Origin of the sequence: Aeromonas sp. ZOR0002 (assembly GCF_963866995.1) — a bacterium.
GTDB lineage: Bacteria > Pseudomonadota > Gammaproteobacteria > Enterobacterales > Aeromonadaceae > Aeromonas > Aeromonas caviae.
Window position 1 is genome coordinate 8,308 of the sequence record NZ_CAWMFQ010000381.1, and the last position, 17,152, is coordinate 25,459.

Here is a 17,152-nt window from a genome sequence, read left to right on the forward strand (position 1 = left end):
GAGCACGCCGCTCGCCGCCGGATGGCGGCGCAACGCGCGCCACAGACTCAGCCCCCAGACAGGGAGGAACAGCCCCCATTGCCAGCCCTGGATCAGGCTGGCGACGGGCAAGAGCAGCAACAGAAACAGGATGCACAGCAGCAGACGCTGCTGGCGGGAGGCGATCACGGGCATCACTACCCGCTGGGAAGACGCGAGGCTGGCCATGAGGGGTGGCGGTCGCGAGTCGGGCTCAGCGCAGGCTGTCGTGGCGGGCCTGGTTGCGCTCGAGGATCAGGGGGATCATGGCGGCAAAATCGGGATCCTCGGGCACGCCGTGACCCATGCACCAGCGGAACAGCTCGGGATCCTCGCACTCCAGCAGGCGGATGAAGGTGCGCTGTTCGGCCTCGCCGAGGCCATCGAACTCGTGCTCAAAAAAGGGCATAAAGATCACATCCAGCTCGAGCATGCCGCGACGGCAGGCCCACTTCAGGCGGGACTTCTCACTTGGGTTCAACATGGAACTCTCCTTACAAAGACCGGGGAATGGTAGCAGCAGGATTTTCCGGCTGACAAACATTCCTTACGTCTTTACCATGCAGGTCACATACTTTCTGTCTCTGGAATCCCATCGTGAGCCTGCCGACCCCTCTTCTTCCTGCCGAGCCGACCCTGTTTTCCCTGACCAATCTGGCCATCACCCGCCTCGGCGGCCCGGATCGCGCCAAGTATCTGCAAGGTCAGGTCACCTGCGACGTCAACGCCCTTCAACCGGGCCAGAGCACCCTCGGCGGCCACTGCGATCCCAAGGGCAAGCTGTGGAGCGATTTTCGCCTGCTCTGCCTGGAAGACAGCCTGCTGATGCTGACCAAGCCCTCGGTGCTGGCCCGCCAGCTGCCGGAGCTCAAGAAGTTTGCGATCTTTGCCAAGGTCGAGATCGGCGAGTTTCAGGGCAGCCTGACCGGACTGGCCGGTCAGGGGACGGACGACTGGATGGCACAGCACTTCGCGCTGACCGGCACCGGTCTGGTGGAGGGCGGCATGGCAGTCAGGGTGGAGGCGGACCGCTGGCTGCTGGCGAGCACATCCCCGCAGGCCCTGAACCTGCCGGTGGGCGACGAAGGACTCTGGTGGGGGCTGGAAATCAAAGCCGGTCTCCCCCATCTGGAAGCGGTCCATCAGGGGGAATACATCCCCCAGATGCTGAACCTGCAAGCCCTTGATGGCATCAGCTTCAACAAGGGCTGCTACATGGGGCAGGAGACGGTGGCGCGCGCCAAGTATCGCGGCGCCAACAACCGCGCACTCTTCGTGCTGAGCGGCACTGCCGCAACGCAGGTGGCCAGCGGTGACACCCTGGAGATCCAGCTCGGTGACAACTGGCGCCGCAGCGGTCTGGTGCTCAACGCCTGGCAGCAGCAGGGTCAGGTGTGGCTCACCGCCGTGCTGCCCAAGGATACCGAGGCCGACGCCCGCTTCCGCCTCAAGCTGGAAGAGGGCTCCAGCCTCGGTCTGCAACCCCTGCCCTATGCGTTGATCGACTGAATCCCCCCTAGCGAGGCACCCGCGCCAGCAGTGCCTCCTGCAACCAGCGCCCCGCCTGCCCGAGCGGGCGGGCGCGATACCACTGCAACTCCAGCGCCAGTTCCGCCTCGGTGATGAAGTCCGGCTTGAGCACCACCAGCTCCCCCCGCGCCAGGGGCCGGTGCAGCAGAAACTCGGGCACCGCCGCCCATCCCAGCCCCAGTTTCACCAGCTCCAGGATCCCGAGATCCCCCTCCACCCACCACACTTGCGCCGAGAGACGGAAGCGATGACGCTCCGTCCCCTCCCGCCGTCCGGTCACCATCAACTGGCGAGCCCCTTGCAGGTCGCTCTCCTTCAACGGCGTCTTGTGGGCCAGGGGGTGATCCGGAGAGACCACCAGGGGCATGGTGACCGTCCCCAGGGAGCGGGAGACCAGCTCCCGCTCGGGGTGCGCCTTCTGATAGCTGATGCCGAGCTGGGCACGGCCACTCTTGAGCAGCTCGGTCACGTCCTCCATCAGCGGAAACAGCAGCTCCAGCTCCACCGCCGGGTAGCGGCTGGCAAACTCCTCCAGCAGGGAGCCAAGCCAGGGCAGGTGGGAGTCATCGTCGATGGCCAGGGTGAGGCGCGACTCGACGCCGTTGGCCAGCTCGCCGGCGATGGCCTGCAGTCGCTCGCTCTGGGCCAGCAGCACCCCCGCCTCCTGACAGATGCGGGCACCCGCCTCGGTCAGCACGGGATAGCGGCCGCTGCGATCGAACAGCGCAAGGCCGAGATCGATCTCCAGGTTGGCGATGGCGGCACTCACCACCGACTGCGCCTTACCCAGCCTGCGCGCCGCCGCCGAGAACGACCCGGTCTCGGCCGTCGCCAGCAATGCCTTGAAGTGTTCCAGTGAAGGGGTCATGAGCCTGCTCCGCCGTGCTGTTGTGTCGTCACATCTATCTATTTTAGCGATAGATACCAACGTGAATCTATCCGCTTTTGGCGATACATTGCCGCCATTCCCTGACCAAAGAGAGAGACAGACCATGCGTACGACCCGTGACCGCCTGCGCCACGCCATCGGCTTCGAATTGATTGGCCTGCTGATCGCCGCCCCGCTGGCCAGCTGGGTGACCGGCGTCGGGCTCAACCACATGGGCCCCCTGGCCCTGTTCTTCTCGGTGGTCGCCACCGTCTGGAACTATGTCTACAACATCGGGGTGGACAAGCTGCTGCTGCGCTATCAGGGCCACACCCACAAGGCGCTGTGGCAGCGGGTGCTGCATACCCTGGGGTTCGAGGGGGGCCTGCTGATCGTGGCCCTGCCGGTGATGTCCTGGTGGCTCGACATCGGCCTGCTGGAGGCGCTGGTGCTGGATATGGGCTTCGTGCTCTTCTACCTGGTCTATGCCTTCGTCTACAACTGGAGCTACGACAAGGTGTTCCCCATTCCCATGGGACAGGTGCAGAAGGCGCTGGGATAAGCGATTCGAGGGGTAAGGGCGAGGCACCATCATGCGATGGCATGATGGTGCTGAAGAGGGCCTCGCGGGGTCAGGCCTGGGCCTTGACCTCTTCCGGCGGGGTGTCGTCCTGCCTGGTTTCCTGGCGCATCATGGCTTCGAGGTCGCTCTGGTACTGGTTCAGCATGCGCTGGGCCGCCACCATGTCCCCCTTGTGCAGACGCTCGAACAGATGGTGCTGCACCACGCCATTGAGATACTCCACCGTGACGGGCTGCTCCAGAGCCGACAGCAGCTCCTCCTTCTCCAGCTCGGCGTTGATCTCATCGACGCTGGCACGCAGCAGGCCCGCCAACTGCACCAGCATGCGACGCTCGCCTTCGCGCAACAGGCTCAACATGCGGTTTCTCTGCTGCTCATTCTGTTGGGTCATACATTTCCTTACGTAGAATTGGAACAAGCCCGCTCATTCTGCCCTGTCCTTTTCACAGCGTCCATCTCGGGCGCATGACTTATTCCGGGTGCGGGGGGCCGGGTGCTATTTGCCCCCCGGCCCGGTATAGTAACGGCTGATCCAGGGGGCCCGTGCGCCCCGTTGCCGAGACCGTCCATCCCTATGACCGACGCCATTCTGGTGCTCTGCACCTGCCCCGACGAGACCAGTGCAGACCGCCTCTGCGAGCAGCTGCTCGACCAGCGCCTCGCCGCCTGCATCAACCAGCTGCCCGGGGTCACCTCCGTCTATCGCTGGCAGGGCAAGACGGAGCGAACCCGGGAGATCCAGCTCGTCATCAAGAGTCGGGCCGCTCTGTTCGAACCCCTGCGCCAGTGCATTCTCGCCCACCATCCCTACGAGGTACCGGAGATCCTGGCGCTCCCGGCAAGCCAGGGCCACCCTGCCTATCTCGACTGGTTGACACAGGAGACCTCATGACCGCCTCTCGCCCCCTCTCCTTCCTGCTGATGCTGCTGGGCCTGCTCTGCGTCCTGACGACGGCCCCCGCCCGGGCCAGCAGCCAGGATCTGCTCGGCAGCCTCGGCATCGAGACCCAGCCCAGATTCCTCAAGGTGGATCAGGCCTTCGCCCTCGAGAGCGAACAACAGGGTGATCGGCTGCTGCTCCGGATACGCATCGCCGACGGCTACTACCTCTATCGCCACAGTATCCGTGTGAAGGGAGAGAACCTCACCTTCGACGAGCCCGTCCTGCCCCCCGGCACCGAGCACGAGGATGACTTCTTCGGCAAGAGCCGGGTCTATTACCAGGAGGTGCAGATCCCCGTGGCACTGACCCGGGTCGGGGACGCGGCCAGCCTCACCCTGAGTTACCAGGGCTGCACCGAGGGACTCTGCTACCCACCGACCGACAAGCGGATCGCCGTCGGGCCCCTCGCCGCCCCCGCCCGGGCGGAAGCGGCGGCCCCCCTTCAGGCCACCGACGTGCCGGGCAGCCAGCAGGACAGGCTGGCGGCCGCCCTCGGCAGCCAGGGGTTCTGGATCAGCGTCGCCGCCTTCTTCGCCCTGGGTCTCGGCCTCGCCTTCACCCCCTGCGTCTTCCCCATGTATCCCATCCTGACCGGGATCATCGCCGGGGCAGGGCATCGCCTCTCCACCCGTCGCGCCTTCCTGCTCTCCTTCGTCTATGTGCAGGGGATGGCGGTCACCTATACCCTGCTCGGGCTCGTCGTCGCCTCGGCGGGCCTGCAATTCCAGGCGGCCCTTCAACACCCCTATGTGCTCATCGGCCTCTCGGTGATGTTCGTGCTGCTCGCCCTCTCCATGTTCGGGCTCTACACCCTGCAACTGCCGAGCAGCCTGCAAACCCGTCTCTCGGGCTTCTCCAACCGCCAGCAGGGCGGATCCGTGGCCGGCGTCGCCATCATGGGCATGATCTCGGGACTGGTCTGCTCCCCCTGCACCACGGCGCCGCTCTCCGGGGCCCTCATCTACGTGGCCCAGAGTGGCGATCTCTGGCTCGGCGGTGCGGCCCTCTATGCCCTCTCCCTGGGCATGGGGCTGCCGCTGCTCTTGCTCGGCACCTCTGGCGGCAAGCTGCTGCCCAGGGCCGGCGCCTGGATGGATGTGATCAAGCAACTCTTCGGTTTTGCGCTGCTGGCGGTACCCATCCTGCTGCTCTCAAGGCTCCTGAGCGACCAGATGTCCACCCTGCTCTGGCTCGGCTGGGGGCTGGTGCTGTGCGGTTATCTCTATCACCACAACCAGCATCGCGCCCATTCGGTGGGCAAGAGCCTCGGCGGCTTCGTCCTGCTGCTGGGGATGATGGGTCTGGTGGTGGTGGGCAAGGATCTGCTGCTGCCACCCGAGGGGGCCAATGCCGCCGCCCAGACCCAGGCCCCCCGATTCATCCGCATCAAGACCCTGGACGATCTCAAGGTGCAGCTCGCCGCCGCCCGCGGCAAGCCGGTGCTGCTGGATCTCTACGCCGACTGGTGCGTGGCCTGCAAGGAATTCGAGCACAAGACCTTCAGCGACCCCGATGTGCAGGCGCGCTTCAGCGAGATGGTGCTGCTGCAGGCGGACGTCACCGCCAACGACGACGCCGATGTGGATCTGCTCAACGACCTCAACGTGCTGGGATTGCCGACCCTCATCTTCTTCGATCGCGATGGCAACGAGGTGAACGGCCAGCGGGTGACCGGCTTCATGGGGCCTGCCGAATTTCTCGGCCAGCTGGACAAGCTGCGCTAGATGGAGCTCCGGCGTCTGTCAGCGTTTCACCCAGAGCACAGGGGCTGGCTGGAGGAAGTTGTCATGGCAGCCCCAGCCTACAGCTGGCTGACCGAAAGCAAGGGGCCTGTCCCTGCGGATGCCGAAGAGATACTCAAGGTCTGTCCACCGGGGATGGGGCAAGAGGACAAGTTTGTGCTGGCCGTGCTGGAGGGGGAAGAATTGCTTGGCTGCGTCGATCTCATCCGTGGCTATCCCACACCGGATACCGCCTATCTCGGTCTGCTGCTGTTGAAGGAGTGCAGGCAAGGCCGTGGCATCGGCAGCCAAGTCGTCCTACGGCTCATGGAGATGGCGGCAAACTGGGGTTGCACCAACATGCGGCTCGGGGTCATAGAAACCAACCTGCCAGCTCTGCATTTTTGGACCAAGCACGGCTTCCAGCAAGTAGATCGCAAACAGATCGCCGGGTTCAGCGGCGATACCCTGGTCATGACCTGCATCGTTCGCCGTCCCCTTACCTCGGACCTGCCATAGACTGCTGATTTTTCTGGCTATCCCTTGTATCTGGCCCGTACCGTGGCAAACTTTGCCCCTCCTGTCTCGCATCATCCGGAGTTTTGATGAAAAAGTGGTTCATCCCCCTGCTGGCCCTCTGGCTTTATGGCTGCAACGCAGGTCCCGATGAAGAGACCATCCAGAGCCAGGTCACCGCCAGGTTGCAGGCGGGCACAGATGCTGACCTGTTCGACATCCGCGACTTCGCCGTGCTCGGCAAGGAGGAGCGGATGGAGGGGGTCTATCTGGTCAAGGTGAGCTACCAGCTCCACTTCAAGCAGGGACTGGATCAGTTGCAGGTGCTGCACGACGAGGATCTCGTCTATGACAGGGTCGGCCCCTTCCAGCAGGAGATGGGGCTCATGGAGCTCGAGCGCAAATATGGCGACTTTGAGGCAGGCCAGGCCCTGGCGCAGGAGACCCAGGTCTGGATGATGAAGACGGAGCAGGGCTGGCGCCTGGCCGAGCCAGACGCGACGCAGCAGGGATAATCCCGAGCCCCCCTCCCCCTAGAGCAGATCCTTCAGCCGATACCAGAGCATCCCTAGCGCCAGCAACGGAGAGCGCAGCGCCGGGCCACCCGGGAAGGTCATGTGAGGGACGCGGCTGAAGAGATCGAAGCCCCGGCTCTCCCCCTTGATCGCCTCCGCCACCAGCTTGCCCGCCATGTGGGTGGCATTGAGGCCATGGCCCGAATAGGCCTGGGCATAGAAGACGTTGGGATGCTGCTCGAGGCGGCCTATCTGGGGCAGCCGGTTGGCGCCTATGCCTATCATGCCCCCCCACTGGAACTCGATGGCGGTACCCGCGAGCTCGGGGAAAACCCGCAGCAGCTTGGGCTGCATGAAGGCCTTGATATCGCGGGGGTCACGGCCCGAGTAGTTGCAGGCCCCGCCGAACAGCAGGCGACCGTCCGCCGACAGCCGATAGTAGTCGAGCGCCACATTCTGATCGCACACCGCCATGTTCTGTGGCAGCAAGCGCTGGCGCAGGCGCTTCTCCAGTACCTGGGTGGCGAGAATGTAGGAACCCGCCGGCAGCACCTTGCCCCCGAGATCGGGCTGGAGGTCGCCCAGATAAGCGTTGCAGCCGATCACCAGGTAGTCCGCGCTGACCCGGCCGTGGGCCGTGGTCACCTCGACCCGCTCGCCGTAATCGATGTGGGTCACCCTTGAGTGTTCGAACAGGGAGACCCCGAGACTGGCTGCCGCACGCGCTTCGCCGAGGGCCAGGTTGAGAGGATGCAGGTGACCGGAGCCCATGTCGATCATCCCGCCGATATAGCGATCCGACCCGACCACGGTGTGCATCTCCTCCCGTGCCACCATTTTCAGTGCGTGCCGGTAACCCAGGCTAGCCAGGTGCTCGGCATCCTCCTCGAACCCCCTCAGGTGGCGCGCCTTGGTGGCGAGATCGCAATAGCCCCAGGTGAGATCGCACTCGATATTGAAACGCTCGACCCGCTCGCGCACCAGCTGCACCGCTTCGATCCCCATGAGATCCAGCTCCCGCACGCCCGCCTCGCCAATCCAGCGGGCAAACTGGCTGGTATCGTGGCCGATGCCGCGGATCAGCTGGCCGCCGTTGCGCCCCGACGCTCCCCAGCCAATGCGGTTCGCCTCCAGCAGCACCACCTTGTAGCCGGCATCGGCCAGGTTGATGGCGGTGTTGAGGCCGGTGAAACCGCCACCGATGACGCAGACGTCCGCATCCAGCTCACCACTGAGCTCGGGCCACTGCCGATGGTCGTTGCGAGTGGCCGCGTAATAGGAGGCCGTGTGTTCCTGATGTCCCTGTCTTCCTGTCTGCATGCTCAGCATCCTGCCTGGTTGCATTCGTTTACTAAATTAAACGGGTGTCATCGATAATACTCAGCCCCCCATCCCCAATCCAGCCCGTCAGGATCACAGAAATGCAAAAGGCGCCCCGAAGGGCGCCTTTTCATGCAATCAAGGTGCTGCGAATTACAGTACGTCGATGGCGTTCAGGTCGGAGAAGGCCTTCTCCAGACGCGCGATCATGGAAGTCTGACCGGCACGCAGCCATACGCGCGGATCGTAGAACTTCTTGTTCGGCTTGTCGGCACCTTCCGGGTTGCCCAGCTGGCCTTGCAGGTAGGCTTCGTTGGACTTGTAGAAGTTCAGCACACCTTCCCAGGTCGCCCACTGGGTGTCGGTGTCGATGTTCATCTTCACCACGCCGTAGGAGATGGATTCGCGGATCTCTTCCAGGGTAGAGCCGGAGCCACCGTGGAACACGAAGTCCAGGGACTTGGCAGGCAGACCGAACTTCTCGGAGACGTACTTCTGGGAGTTGTCCAGGATCTTCGGAGTCAGCTTGACGTTACCCGGCTTGTACACACCGTGCACGTTGCCGAAGGAGGCAGCGATGGTGAAGCGCGGGCTGATCTTGGACAGACGCTCGTAGGCGTAGGCCACGTCTTCCGGCTGGGTGTACAGGGAGGATTGGTCCAGGTGGCTGTTGTCCACGCCGTCTTCTTCACCGCCGGTGCAGCCCAGTTCCAGCTCCAGAGTCATGTTCATCTTGGCCATGCGGGTCAGGTACTCGCAGCAGATGTCGATGTTCTCTTCCAGAGACTCTTCGGACAGATCCAGCATGTGGGAGGAGAACAGCGGCTTGCCGGTTTCGGCAAAGTGCTTCTCGCCCGCGTCCAGCAGACCGTCGATCCACGGCAGCAGCTTCTTGGCGGCGTGGTCGGTGTGCAGGATCACCGGTACACCGTAGGCTTCGGCAACGGCGTGCACATGCTTGGCACCGGAGATGGCACCCAGGATGGCAGCTTGCTGGCCTTCCAGCTTCAGACCCTTGCCGGCGGTGAACACGGCACCACCGTTGGAGAACTGTACGATAACCGGGGCTTTGACCTTGGCAGCAGCTTCCAGCACGGCGTTCACGGAGTCGGTACCGACGCAGTTGACGGCCGGCAGAGCGAAGCCGTTTTCCTTGGCGATGGCGAACACTTTCTGAACGTCATCACCAGTGATCACGCCGGGTTTTACGAAGTCGAAAATTTTCTTAGACATGTTTAATCGTCCTGTCTCGTATGCCGTTAATAAAAAGTGGGGGGTTCATCATGAACCGGCACAGCGGCCACATGATAAACGAAACGGGAGGCTTTTGCCCCCCGTCCCGGGTCAATTAGGCTTTGGCGCGCTCTTCGAGAATCGCGACAGCCGGCAGTACCTTGCCTTCTACGAACTCCAGGAAGGCGCCGCCGCCGGTGGAGATGTAGGAGACCTTGTCGGCGATGCCGAACTTGTCGATGGCAGCCAGGGTGTCACCACCGCCAGCGATGGAGAAGGCCGGGGAAGCGGCGATGGCTTCGGCGATCACCTTGGTGCCTTCAGCGAACTGGTCGAACTCGAACACGCCGACCGGGCCGTTCCACAGGATGGTCTTGGCGTTCATGATGATGTCGGCCAGGGCCTTGGCAGAATCCGGACCGATGTCGAAGATCATGTCGCCGTCAGTCACGTCGGACACGGACTTGATGGTGGCCGGGGTGGATTCGGAGAATTCGCTACCCACAACCACGTCGGTGGTCACCGGAATGTTGGTTTCGGCAGCCAGTTTCTTGGCGGTGTCGATCAGGTCGTGCTCGCACAGGGACTTGCCGACGTTGTGACCGGCAGCAGCGATGAAGGTGTTGGCGATGCCACCACCGACCACCAGCTGGTCAGCGATCTTGGAGAGGGATTCCAGCACGGTCAGCTTGGTGGAGACCTTGGAGCCACCCACGATGGCAACCATGGGGCGCTCGGGCTTGAGCATGGCTTTGCCCAGGGCTTCCAGCTCACCGGCCAGCAGGGGGCCTGCACAGGCAACCGGCGCGAACTGGGCCACACCGTAGGTGGAGCCTTCGGCACGGTGAGCAGTACCGAACGCATCCATTACAAAGACGTCACACAGGGCGGCGTATTTTTTGGCCAGCTCTTCGGTGTTCTTCTTCTCGCCTTTGTTGAAACGGCAGTTTTCCAGCACAACCAGCTCACCGGCGGCGACGTCTACGCCATCCAGGTAGTCTTTGGCCAGACGAACCGGGCAGGACAGTGCGTCTTTCAGATAGTTGACAACCGGAGCCAGGGAGAATTCTTCGTTGTATTCACCCTCGGTCGGACGACCCAGGTGGGAGGTGATCATCAGCTTGGCGCCCTTTTCCAGAGCCAGCTTGATGGTCGGCAGAGTCGCAACGATACGTGCATCGGAAGTGACCTTGCCGTCTTTTACCGGCACGTTCAGGTCAGCACGGATCAGAACGCGTTTGCCCGCCAGATCCAGGTCGGTCATCTTGATAACAGACATATTCAGTCCTCTATATATTTTCAGGTAATGTTAAAAAAACAGTAACCTTGCGCCCGGTGCAGACTTTCAGCCTGCGGCCATCATGGCCCGGGTGGTATCCAGCATGCGGTTGGCGAAGCCCCATTCGTTATCGCACCACATCAACATCTTGACGAGGTTGGCATCGCTGACCCGAGTCTGGGTACCATCAATGATGCAGGAGTGTGCATCATGATTAAAGTCTACGGAGACCAGTGGCTCTTCCGTGTAGTCCAGAATACCGTGTAATGTACCTCTGGATGCCCGTTGCAGGGCTTGATTTACGTCACTAACTGTCACTTTTTTACGAACAGTAATGCTCAGATCCATGGCGGTTACATTGATGGTGGGTACCCGCACCGCGATCGCCTCGAACTTGCCGGCGAAGTGGGGAAGGATACGTTCCAACCCCTTTGCCAGCTTGGTGTCCACCGGGATGATGGACTGGCTGGCTGCCCGGGTTCTGCGCAAGTCGCCGTGATAGGCATCGATGACTTGCTGATCGTGCATGGCCGAATGAATTGTCGTAATAGTACCACAATTTATCTCGAATTCTCGATGCAATGTTTCGATGACGGGGACCACGCAGTTGGTGGTGCAGGAGGCGTTGGAGACGATCCGCTCCCGCCCGGTCAGCACCTGGTGGTTGACCCCGTAGACGATGGTTGCATCCACGTCCGCATCCGCCGGATGGGAGAAGAGCACCTTGCCCGCTCCCGCCCCCAGATGCAGCTCGGCATCGGCCCGGGAGCCAAACACCCCGGTGCAGTCCAGCACCACGTCCACCCCCAGCGCCCGCCACGGCAAGTTCGACGGATCCCGCTCGGCAAACAGGGCGATGAGATCCTCCCCCACCTGCATGCTGTTGCCCGCCAGCTGCACCGGATAGCGGAAGCGGCCGTGGCTGGTGTCGAAGCGGGTCAGGTGCACCATGGCCTCGGGGGCCGCCAGCTCGTTGATGGCCACTATCTTGATGATCTTGTCGCGGCCGCTCTCGTAGAGGGCCCGCAGCACGTTGCGGCCGATGCGGCCATAGCCGTTGATGGCAATCTTGATCATGGAAACGTTGTGTCCTTAGCTGCGACAAAGGGATGGGAGGAAGGGGCGACTCACGAGAGCAGTGCCTCGCGAAAGACGCCGCGGGCCAGCAGTGCGGCACCGAATACCCCGGCGCTGTCCCCCAGGGCCGGCGCTATCATGGGGGTGGCGAAACGGGGGTTGAACAGAAAGGGCAATACCGTTTCGCGCCCGGCGCGATAGAGGCTCTGCACATTGCCCACGCCGCCACCGATGACGATGACGTCCGGATCGAGAATATTGATCACGTTGGCGAGGGCCTGGCCGAACAGCAGGTGCAACCTGTCCATGGTGAGCCTGGCGACGTGATCATGGGCACTGGCCGCAGCAATCTGGGCGAGCGAGAGGCGGCGTTTGGTCCTGGCCTCGTACCAGGCCTCCAGCGCCGGGCCGCTGATGAGGGTTTCGACGCAGCCGCGCTTGCCGCAGTAGCACTCTGGCCCCTCCGGCAACAGGACGTTGTGCCCCCACTCCCCGGCGATGCCGTGGTGACCGTTGAGGATCTGGCCGTTGATGACGATGCCGGCCCCGACCCCGGTGCCCATGATGATGCCAAACACCACTTTTGCATCGGGATGCTGCTGGCGCACCGCCCCCAGATGGGTTTCCGCCAGGGCAAAACAGTTGGCGTCGTTGGCGATGAGCACGGGGACGCCCAGCCTGCGCTCAAGATCTTCCTTGAGCGGCTTGCCGTTGAACTCGGTGGTGTTGCTGTTTTTCAGCAGCCCGGTCTGGGGGTCCCGGGCCCCTGGCGTCCCCATGCCGATGAGTGCAGGACGCTGACCGAGTTTGGCGGCACACTCGTCCACCAGTTTGGCGATCTGGCCCAGCATGTGCTGGTAGCCGCCGCGCCGTTCAGTGGGAATGCGGTGGCGCAGCAACACCTCGTCGCCATCGAGCACCACGCACTCGCACTTGGTCCCGCCAAGGTCGATGCCCCAATCCCACGCCCGCTTCTCCATCCAGCCTCCTGCCCCTCAACGACCCCATCCCGGCCACGACTGCCAACATGGGGGTGCAGTGTAACCCGAGCCGCGACCAGGATGCAGCCCCCTGTGTCACGGACAGCAAAACGGGGCCCGCAGGCCCCGTTCATCACGCTGTTTGCCGCGCTCAGCGACCGTGGTACCGGGCGGAGAGCTCATGCACCGCGTTGACGAACACGCCAGCATGTTCCGGGTCCACATCCTGATGGATGCCGTGCCCCAGGTTGAAGACATGGCCGTTGCCATGACCGAAACCGGCCAGAATGGTGGCGACCTCTTCGCGGATCCGCTCCGGGGTGGCGTAGAGCATGGAGGGATCCATGTTGCCCTGCAGCGCCACCTTGTCGCCCACCCGGCGTTTGGCGTCCGCGATGTCGGTGGTCCAGTCCAGCCCCAGGGCATCGCAGCCGGTGGCGGCGATCTGCTCCAGCCACTGGCCGCCGTTCTTGGTGAACAGGGTGACCGGCACACGGCGGCCCTCATGTTCACGGATCAGGCCATCGACGATCTTGTGCATGTACTGCAGGGAAAAGTCGCGGTAATCCCGCGGGGTGAGCACGCCGCCCCAGGTATCGAACACCATGACCGCCTGGGCACCCGCCCTGATCTGGGCGTTGAGATAGCTAATCACGCTGTCCGCCAGCTTGTCGAGCAGCAGGTGCAGGGTCTGCGGCTCTGCATACATCATCTGCTTGATCTTGGTGAACGCCTTGGAGCTGCCCCCCTCCACCATGTAGGTGGCCAGGGTCCAGGGGCTGCCGGAGAAGCCGATGAGCGGCACGTCGCCCTTGAGCTCGCGGCGGATGGTGCGCACCGCATTCATCACGTAGCCGAGCTCGTCTTCCGGATCCGGGATGGGCAGGGCCTGCACGTCGGCCATGGAGGTGATCGGGCGCTCGAAGCGCGGGCCTTCCCCGTGTTCGAAGTAGAGGCCCAGCCCCATGGCATCGGGCACGGTCAGGATGTCGGAGAAGAGGATGGCGGCATCGAGTGGATAGCGGCGCAGGGGCTGCAAAGTGACTTCACAGGCCAGCTCGGCGTTGCGACACAGGGACATGAAATCCCCCGCAACGGCGCGGGTCGCCTTGTATTCCGGCAGATAACGGCCAGCCTGACGCATCATCCATACCGGGGTCATGTCCACTTCCTGGCGCAGCAGGGCACGCAGGTATCGATCGTTCTTCAGCTCTTTCATCCCAGTTCCTGAGTCATGTCACGCATAAAATGGCGGACATGATACCACTTTGTGCAAGGCTGAGGGCGACCCTGACGCCGCACATCACCGCAGGAGTGCAAAGATGTGAGGGGGCGCATACAAGCGCCCCCGTTTTCCCTCAACGCGCCTCGGCGAGGCACTGTTCGATGAGCCGACGCGCTATGGTGCCATGAGGGGGCAAGCGCGGCAGCCGGTCAGCCTCAAAGAAGCCTGCCGCCACCAGTTCGTCATCCTGCACCCGGATCTCGCCGCTCTCGTAGTCGGCGGTGAAGCCCATCATCAGGCTGTGGGGGAAGGGCCAGGGCTGGCTCGCCACATAACGCACATTGGCCACCCGGATGCCGCTCTCCTCGAACACCTCCCGCGCCACGCACTGCTCCAGATTCTCCCCTGCCTCCACGAAGCCGGCCAGCACGGTATACATGGGATCATCCGCCTGATAGTGACGGCGGTGGGCTGCCAGCAAGATAGCCGGCCCCTTGCGCACCGCGACGATGATGCAGGGGGAGATGCGCGGATAGACGACATGGCCGTGATGACACCCCTGGGCCCACTCCCCTTCCCTCGGGGTCATGGGGGCGCCGCACTCACCGCAGAAACGATGGGTACGGCGAAAAGTGGCGAGCTGCCAGGCCCGTCCTGCGAGGCGAAAGCCCTCTTCGTCCCCCGCCACCATGAGCTGGCGCAGCGGGGCCATGGCCCCGGTCTCCGCCTCAGCGCCCAGATCCAGCAGATGGCAAGGCTGGCCGTCCCACTCGTCGAAACGCTCGAAGGGGGCGGTGTGCAGATGGGTGGGCAAAACGGCGCGGGGCCCTTGTGGAATGCGCCCCTGTTCATCCAGCAGGACGAGGTGATCGCCCCCCAGCACGAACCAGAAGGCCTGTTCAGTTGATGACATATGATGAAGGCTCTTGTTGAGAATGCGCGCGGCACAGGATCGTTTGCCTCATCATCTTACGAGCGGGAAGGGCCGATGGCGACCCCCGACATGGCCCTCTTCTCGCCAGGCACGCCATGAAAAAAGGCCGCCTCTGGCGACCTTTCATCCTGTTGACCGCCGGGGCGATCAGTTCATCCAGCGCTCGCTGCTCTTGCGACGGCGCGGGAGCATGGGCAGGAGGATCCCGAGCAGGATGCCGCCCCCCACCATGGCACCACCACGGATGAACCAGTCCATCTGCATGTCGTGCTCACGGTTGTCATAGCTCTGGGTCAGGGCGTCGTTCTGTTCCTTGAGGCTGCTCATCTCGGCGCTCTGGCTGTCCAGACGGGCTTTGAGGCTGGCGATCTCCTTGCTCTGCTCGGCGATCTTGCCATCCTTCTCGGCGAAGCGTTTCTCGTTGTCGCCATTGAGGTTCAGCAGACGGGCCTTGGCTTCGTCCAGCTCTTTCTGAACCTGGGGAAGGCGTTCACGCAGGCTGATCTCTCCCTGCAGCTCGCTGTTCTTGATCCAGCCCTCGCGGCCACGACCGTCCACCACCTGGGTGAATCCGGCCTCCTGGTTCACCGCCTTGACCTCCAGCGGCTCACCGGCCTTGACGCTGCCGAGGATCCGGTACTGGGTACCCGGACCGTTGTGGATATAGGTAAAGATGTTGTCTGAAACATAGCGGGTATCGGCCAGTGCCTGTTGGGCACACAAGCAGATCAGGATCCCGAGAAGGGCGCGCATGGTCGATCGATTCTCTTCGTTGGATTAGGTTGCAGGCCGAATGTTAAGCCGCCTGCGGGTCAAAGGACAAGCAAAGAAAAGCGCCATCTCCCCGAGTGAGAGCTGTCTCGCAGCGCCGCCGGTTTACGACGCGACCATTCCAGACGTCGTACCTACTTCTGTTTCAGCGCCTGCACCTCGGCGCGCAGGGCCTTGAGCTCTTTGAGCAGTTGCGCCTGCTGCTCGCTCTGTTGGCGTCGCCACACCGCGGTGTCGTCGTTGGTCTTGCCGGGATGGACGAACAGGCTGGCCATGAAGCCGCTGAGGGCGCCAAACAACCCCACACCAAAGAGGATCAGCAGGCTGGCGACGAAGCGCCCCTCCTCCGTCTTGGGCACCAGATCCCCGTACCCCACGGTAGAGAGGGTCACCAGCGTCCACCAGAAGGCATCGTAAGGAGTCTGGATCTGGCTGCCGGGTTGCCCCGTTTCCAGCCAGTACATGACGCCGGAGCCGACCCCCAGCAACAGGAAGAAGAGGAAGAGAATGCCGGAGAGAGTGGTTTCGTTGCGTTCACGACGGAACATGGCCAGCAGATCCGGTCTGTCCCGGAGCAACTGGTAGACCCGCCACAGCTGGATGAGCCGCGCCCAGCGCAGTTGCTCCACCATGGGCAGGCTGCCGGGCAGATAGAACCAGTTGCTCTTGAAGAAGGCCATCCTGTCGGAGGCTCGCGCCCAGCCATAGGCGAAGTGAGCGAGGAAGAAGTAGCAGATCAGACTGTCGACATCATAAAAGAGCTGCAAAGTCTGGGGGCTCAGTTCACCGTGCCCCAGCCAGCGAGCGGCCACCAGGCAAACCGAAATCACGGAGAGAAACCCCATCAGCAGATCCATGGTACGCAAATGAGTTAAGTGATGTCGCATACATTTTCCAACTTTAAGCACGGTGCAAATTAATAAAAAGGAAGATAATGCCGATAGCTATGACGGCAAAGGAATAATGGACGTTGAAAGGAGAAAAATTATGCAGTTGAACCCGCTGGAGAGGCGCATGAGCAACATCCGACTGGTGCCCAAGGTGGTGCTGCTCATGGTGTTCAGCACCCTGCTGCTGCTGGCCAAACTCTGGTTCGATGCCAGCAACCTGGAAGCGACCCTGCTCAGCGAGGGCATTGATGCCGCCATGGCCAACACCATCGCCGATCGCCTGCTCTGGACCGGGCTGGTGGAGACGGCGCTCATGGGGGTCGTCTTCGTGGTGCTGCTGCTCACCGGCTCCCGCCTCATGGTCAAGCAGGTCCACTACCTGGTGGGGCTGCTGGAGCGTTTCGCCAACAAGGATCTCAGCCACAGCGTGCTGCTCAAGTCCCGGGACGAGTTCGGCGACATCGCCAAGGCGGTAGCCCACTCCCAGGAGAACCTCAAGGAGGTGTTCGGGACCCAGCGTGCCGCCTGCAAGGAGCTCAACGAGATCGCCTCCCAGGTGACTCTCTGCATGGATGAGGCGAACGAGGCCATCAACGAGGAGTTCACCCAGATTGAGCAGCTTGCCAGCGCCATGAGCCAGATGGTGGGTGCCATTCGAGAAGTGGCCAACCACGCGGAGCAGGCGTCCCACGCCACCGCCGAAACCAGCCAGCTGGCCGAGGAGGGCAGCCGCTGCGTGGCGGCTACCG

General features: G+C 62.8%; 19 protein-coding genes and 1 pseudogene. 7 read left to right on the forward strand and 13 right to left on the reverse strand.

Annotation, left to right across the window (positions count from 1 at the left end):
* Positions 1-174: pseudogene (locus AACR77_RS20655) on the reverse strand (protein YgfX); the annotation flags it as partial.
* A 58-nt stretch (positions 175-232) separates the two neighbouring features.
* The gene (locus AACR77_RS20660; RefSeq protein WP_041213909.1) at positions 233-502 is read right to left on the reverse strand and encodes an FAD assembly factor SdhE; all 270 of its coding nucleotides are present in this window, start codon (positions 500-502) and stop codon (positions 233-235) included.
* A 113-nt stretch (positions 503-615) separates the two neighbouring features.
* Here AACR77_RS20660 and ygfZ point away from each other — a divergent pair, with 113 nt between their 5' ends.
* Complete coding sequence (gene ygfZ, locus AACR77_RS20665) at positions 616-1,527, forward strand: tRNA-modifying protein YgfZ (RefSeq protein ID WP_042881539.1); 912 nt, start codon at positions 616-618, stop codon at positions 1,525-1,527.
* 7 nt (positions 1,528-1,534) lie between these two features.
* Here ygfZ and AACR77_RS20670 read toward each other — a convergent pair whose 3' ends face one another.
* Positions 1,535-2,416 carry a LysR family transcriptional regulator gene (locus AACR77_RS20670; protein ID WP_042881541.1) on the reverse strand — a complete coding sequence of 294 codons (882 nt, stop codon included), beginning with the start codon at positions 2,414-2,416 and terminating at the stop codon, positions 1,535-1,537.
* Positions 2,417-2,540: 124 nt separating this feature from the next.
* Here AACR77_RS20670 and AACR77_RS20675 point away from each other — a divergent pair, with 124 nt between their 5' ends.
* Positions 2,541-2,978: a PACE efflux transporter gene (locus AACR77_RS20675; protein WP_039040541.1), complete on the forward strand. Its 438-nt coding sequence runs from the start codon at positions 2,541-2,543 to the stop codon at positions 2,976-2,978.
* Positions 2,979-3,048: 70 nt separating this feature from the next.
* Here AACR77_RS20675 and AACR77_RS20680 read toward each other — a convergent pair whose 3' ends face one another.
* Complete coding sequence (locus tag AACR77_RS20680) at positions 3,049-3,390, reverse strand: hypothetical protein (protein WP_042881543.1); 342 nt, start codon at positions 3,388-3,390, stop codon at positions 3,049-3,051.
* A 183-nt stretch (positions 3,391-3,573) separates the two neighbouring features.
* Here AACR77_RS20680 and cutA point away from each other — a divergent pair, with 183 nt between their 5' ends.
* From cutA to AACR77_RS20700, 4 genes are all read left to right on the forward strand, one after another.
* Entirely contained in the window at positions 3,574-3,891 is a 318-nt protein-coding gene (gene cutA / locus AACR77_RS20685) for a divalent-cation tolerance protein CutA (protein WP_010675653.1), read from the forward strand.
* Positions 3,888-5,666, forward strand: coding sequence for a protein-disulfide reductase DsbD (locus tag AACR77_RS20690; protein ID WP_042881544.1), 1,779 nt, complete (start codon positions 3,888-3,890; stop codon positions 5,664-5,666). Before cutA ends, AACR77_RS20690 begins: the two co-directional genes overlap by 4 nt.
* Before the next feature lie 63 nt (positions 5,667-5,729).
* On the forward strand, positions 5,730-6,182 hold the full coding sequence (locus tag AACR77_RS20695) for a GNAT family N-acetyltransferase (protein WP_052224802.1): 453 nt from the start codon (positions 5,730-5,732) through the stop codon (positions 6,180-6,182).
* Positions 6,183-6,268: 86 nt separating this feature from the next.
* Positions 6,269-6,694, forward strand: a complete 426-nt coding sequence (locus AACR77_RS20700) for a hypothetical protein (protein ID WP_042881546.1) — start codon at positions 6,269-6,271, stop codon at positions 6,692-6,694.
* Between the two features lie 18 nt (positions 6,695-6,712).
* Here the strand turns inward: AACR77_RS20700 and AACR77_RS20705 are convergent, their stop codons facing one another.
* The 9 genes from AACR77_RS20705 to AACR77_RS20745 form a co-directional block, all read right to left on the reverse strand.
* Positions 6,713-8,014 (reverse strand): NAD(P)/FAD-dependent oxidoreductase, encoded by a 1,302-nt coding sequence (locus tag AACR77_RS20705; protein ID WP_039040545.1) that lies wholly within the window; start codon positions 8,012-8,014, stop codon positions 6,713-6,715.
* A gap of 153 nt (positions 8,015-8,167) precedes the next feature.
* Complete coding sequence (gene fbaA, locus AACR77_RS20710; RefSeq protein ID WP_010675658.1) at positions 8,168-9,247, reverse strand: class II fructose-bisphosphate aldolase; 1,080 nt, start codon at positions 9,245-9,247, stop codon at positions 8,168-8,170.
* A gap of 115 nt (positions 9,248-9,362) precedes the next feature.
* Positions 9,363-10,526 (reverse strand): phosphoglycerate kinase, encoded by a 1,164-nt coding sequence (locus AACR77_RS20715; protein ID WP_039040546.1) that lies wholly within the window; start codon positions 10,524-10,526, stop codon positions 9,363-9,365.
* A 66-nt stretch (positions 10,527-10,592) separates the two neighbouring features.
* Complete coding sequence (gene epd, locus AACR77_RS20720; RefSeq protein WP_042881548.1) at positions 10,593-11,603, reverse strand: erythrose-4-phosphate dehydrogenase; 1,011 nt, start codon at positions 11,601-11,603, stop codon at positions 10,593-10,595.
* Positions 11,604-11,653: 50 nt separating this feature from the next.
* Positions 11,654-12,583 carry an ROK family protein gene (locus AACR77_RS20725; protein ID WP_042881550.1) on the reverse strand — a complete coding sequence of 310 codons (930 nt, stop codon included), beginning with the start codon at positions 12,581-12,583 and terminating at the stop codon, positions 11,654-11,656.
* 151 nt (positions 12,584-12,734) lie between these two features.
* Positions 12,735-13,802 carry a uroporphyrinogen decarboxylase gene (gene hemE / locus AACR77_RS20730; RefSeq protein WP_010675662.1) on the reverse strand — a complete coding sequence of 356 codons (1,068 nt, stop codon included), beginning with the start codon at positions 13,800-13,802 and terminating at the stop codon, positions 12,735-12,737.
* Positions 13,803-13,941: 139 nt separating this feature from the next.
* A complete protein-coding gene (gene nudC / locus AACR77_RS20735; RefSeq protein ID WP_042881551.1) occupies positions 13,942-14,721 on the reverse strand; it encodes an NAD(+) diphosphatase in 780 nt (259 codons plus the stop codon).
* A 168-nt stretch (positions 14,722-14,889) separates the two neighbouring features.
* On the reverse strand, positions 14,890-15,495 hold the full coding sequence (locus AACR77_RS20740) for a TIGR04211 family SH3 domain-containing protein (protein ID WP_010675664.1): 606 nt from the start codon (positions 15,493-15,495) through the stop codon (positions 14,890-14,892).
* A gap of 152 nt (positions 15,496-15,647) precedes the next feature.
* Entirely contained in the window at positions 15,648-16,400 is a 753-nt protein-coding gene (locus AACR77_RS20745) for a potassium channel family protein (protein ID WP_029314808.1), read from the reverse strand.
* 100 nt (positions 16,401-16,500) lie between these two features.
* On the opposite strand from AACR77_RS20745, the gene AACR77_RS20750 reads away from it, so the two are divergent.
* Positions 16,501-17,152: HAMP domain-containing protein (locus AACR77_RS20750; RefSeq protein WP_042881554.1), on the forward strand; the 652-nt coding region annotated here is incomplete at its 3' end.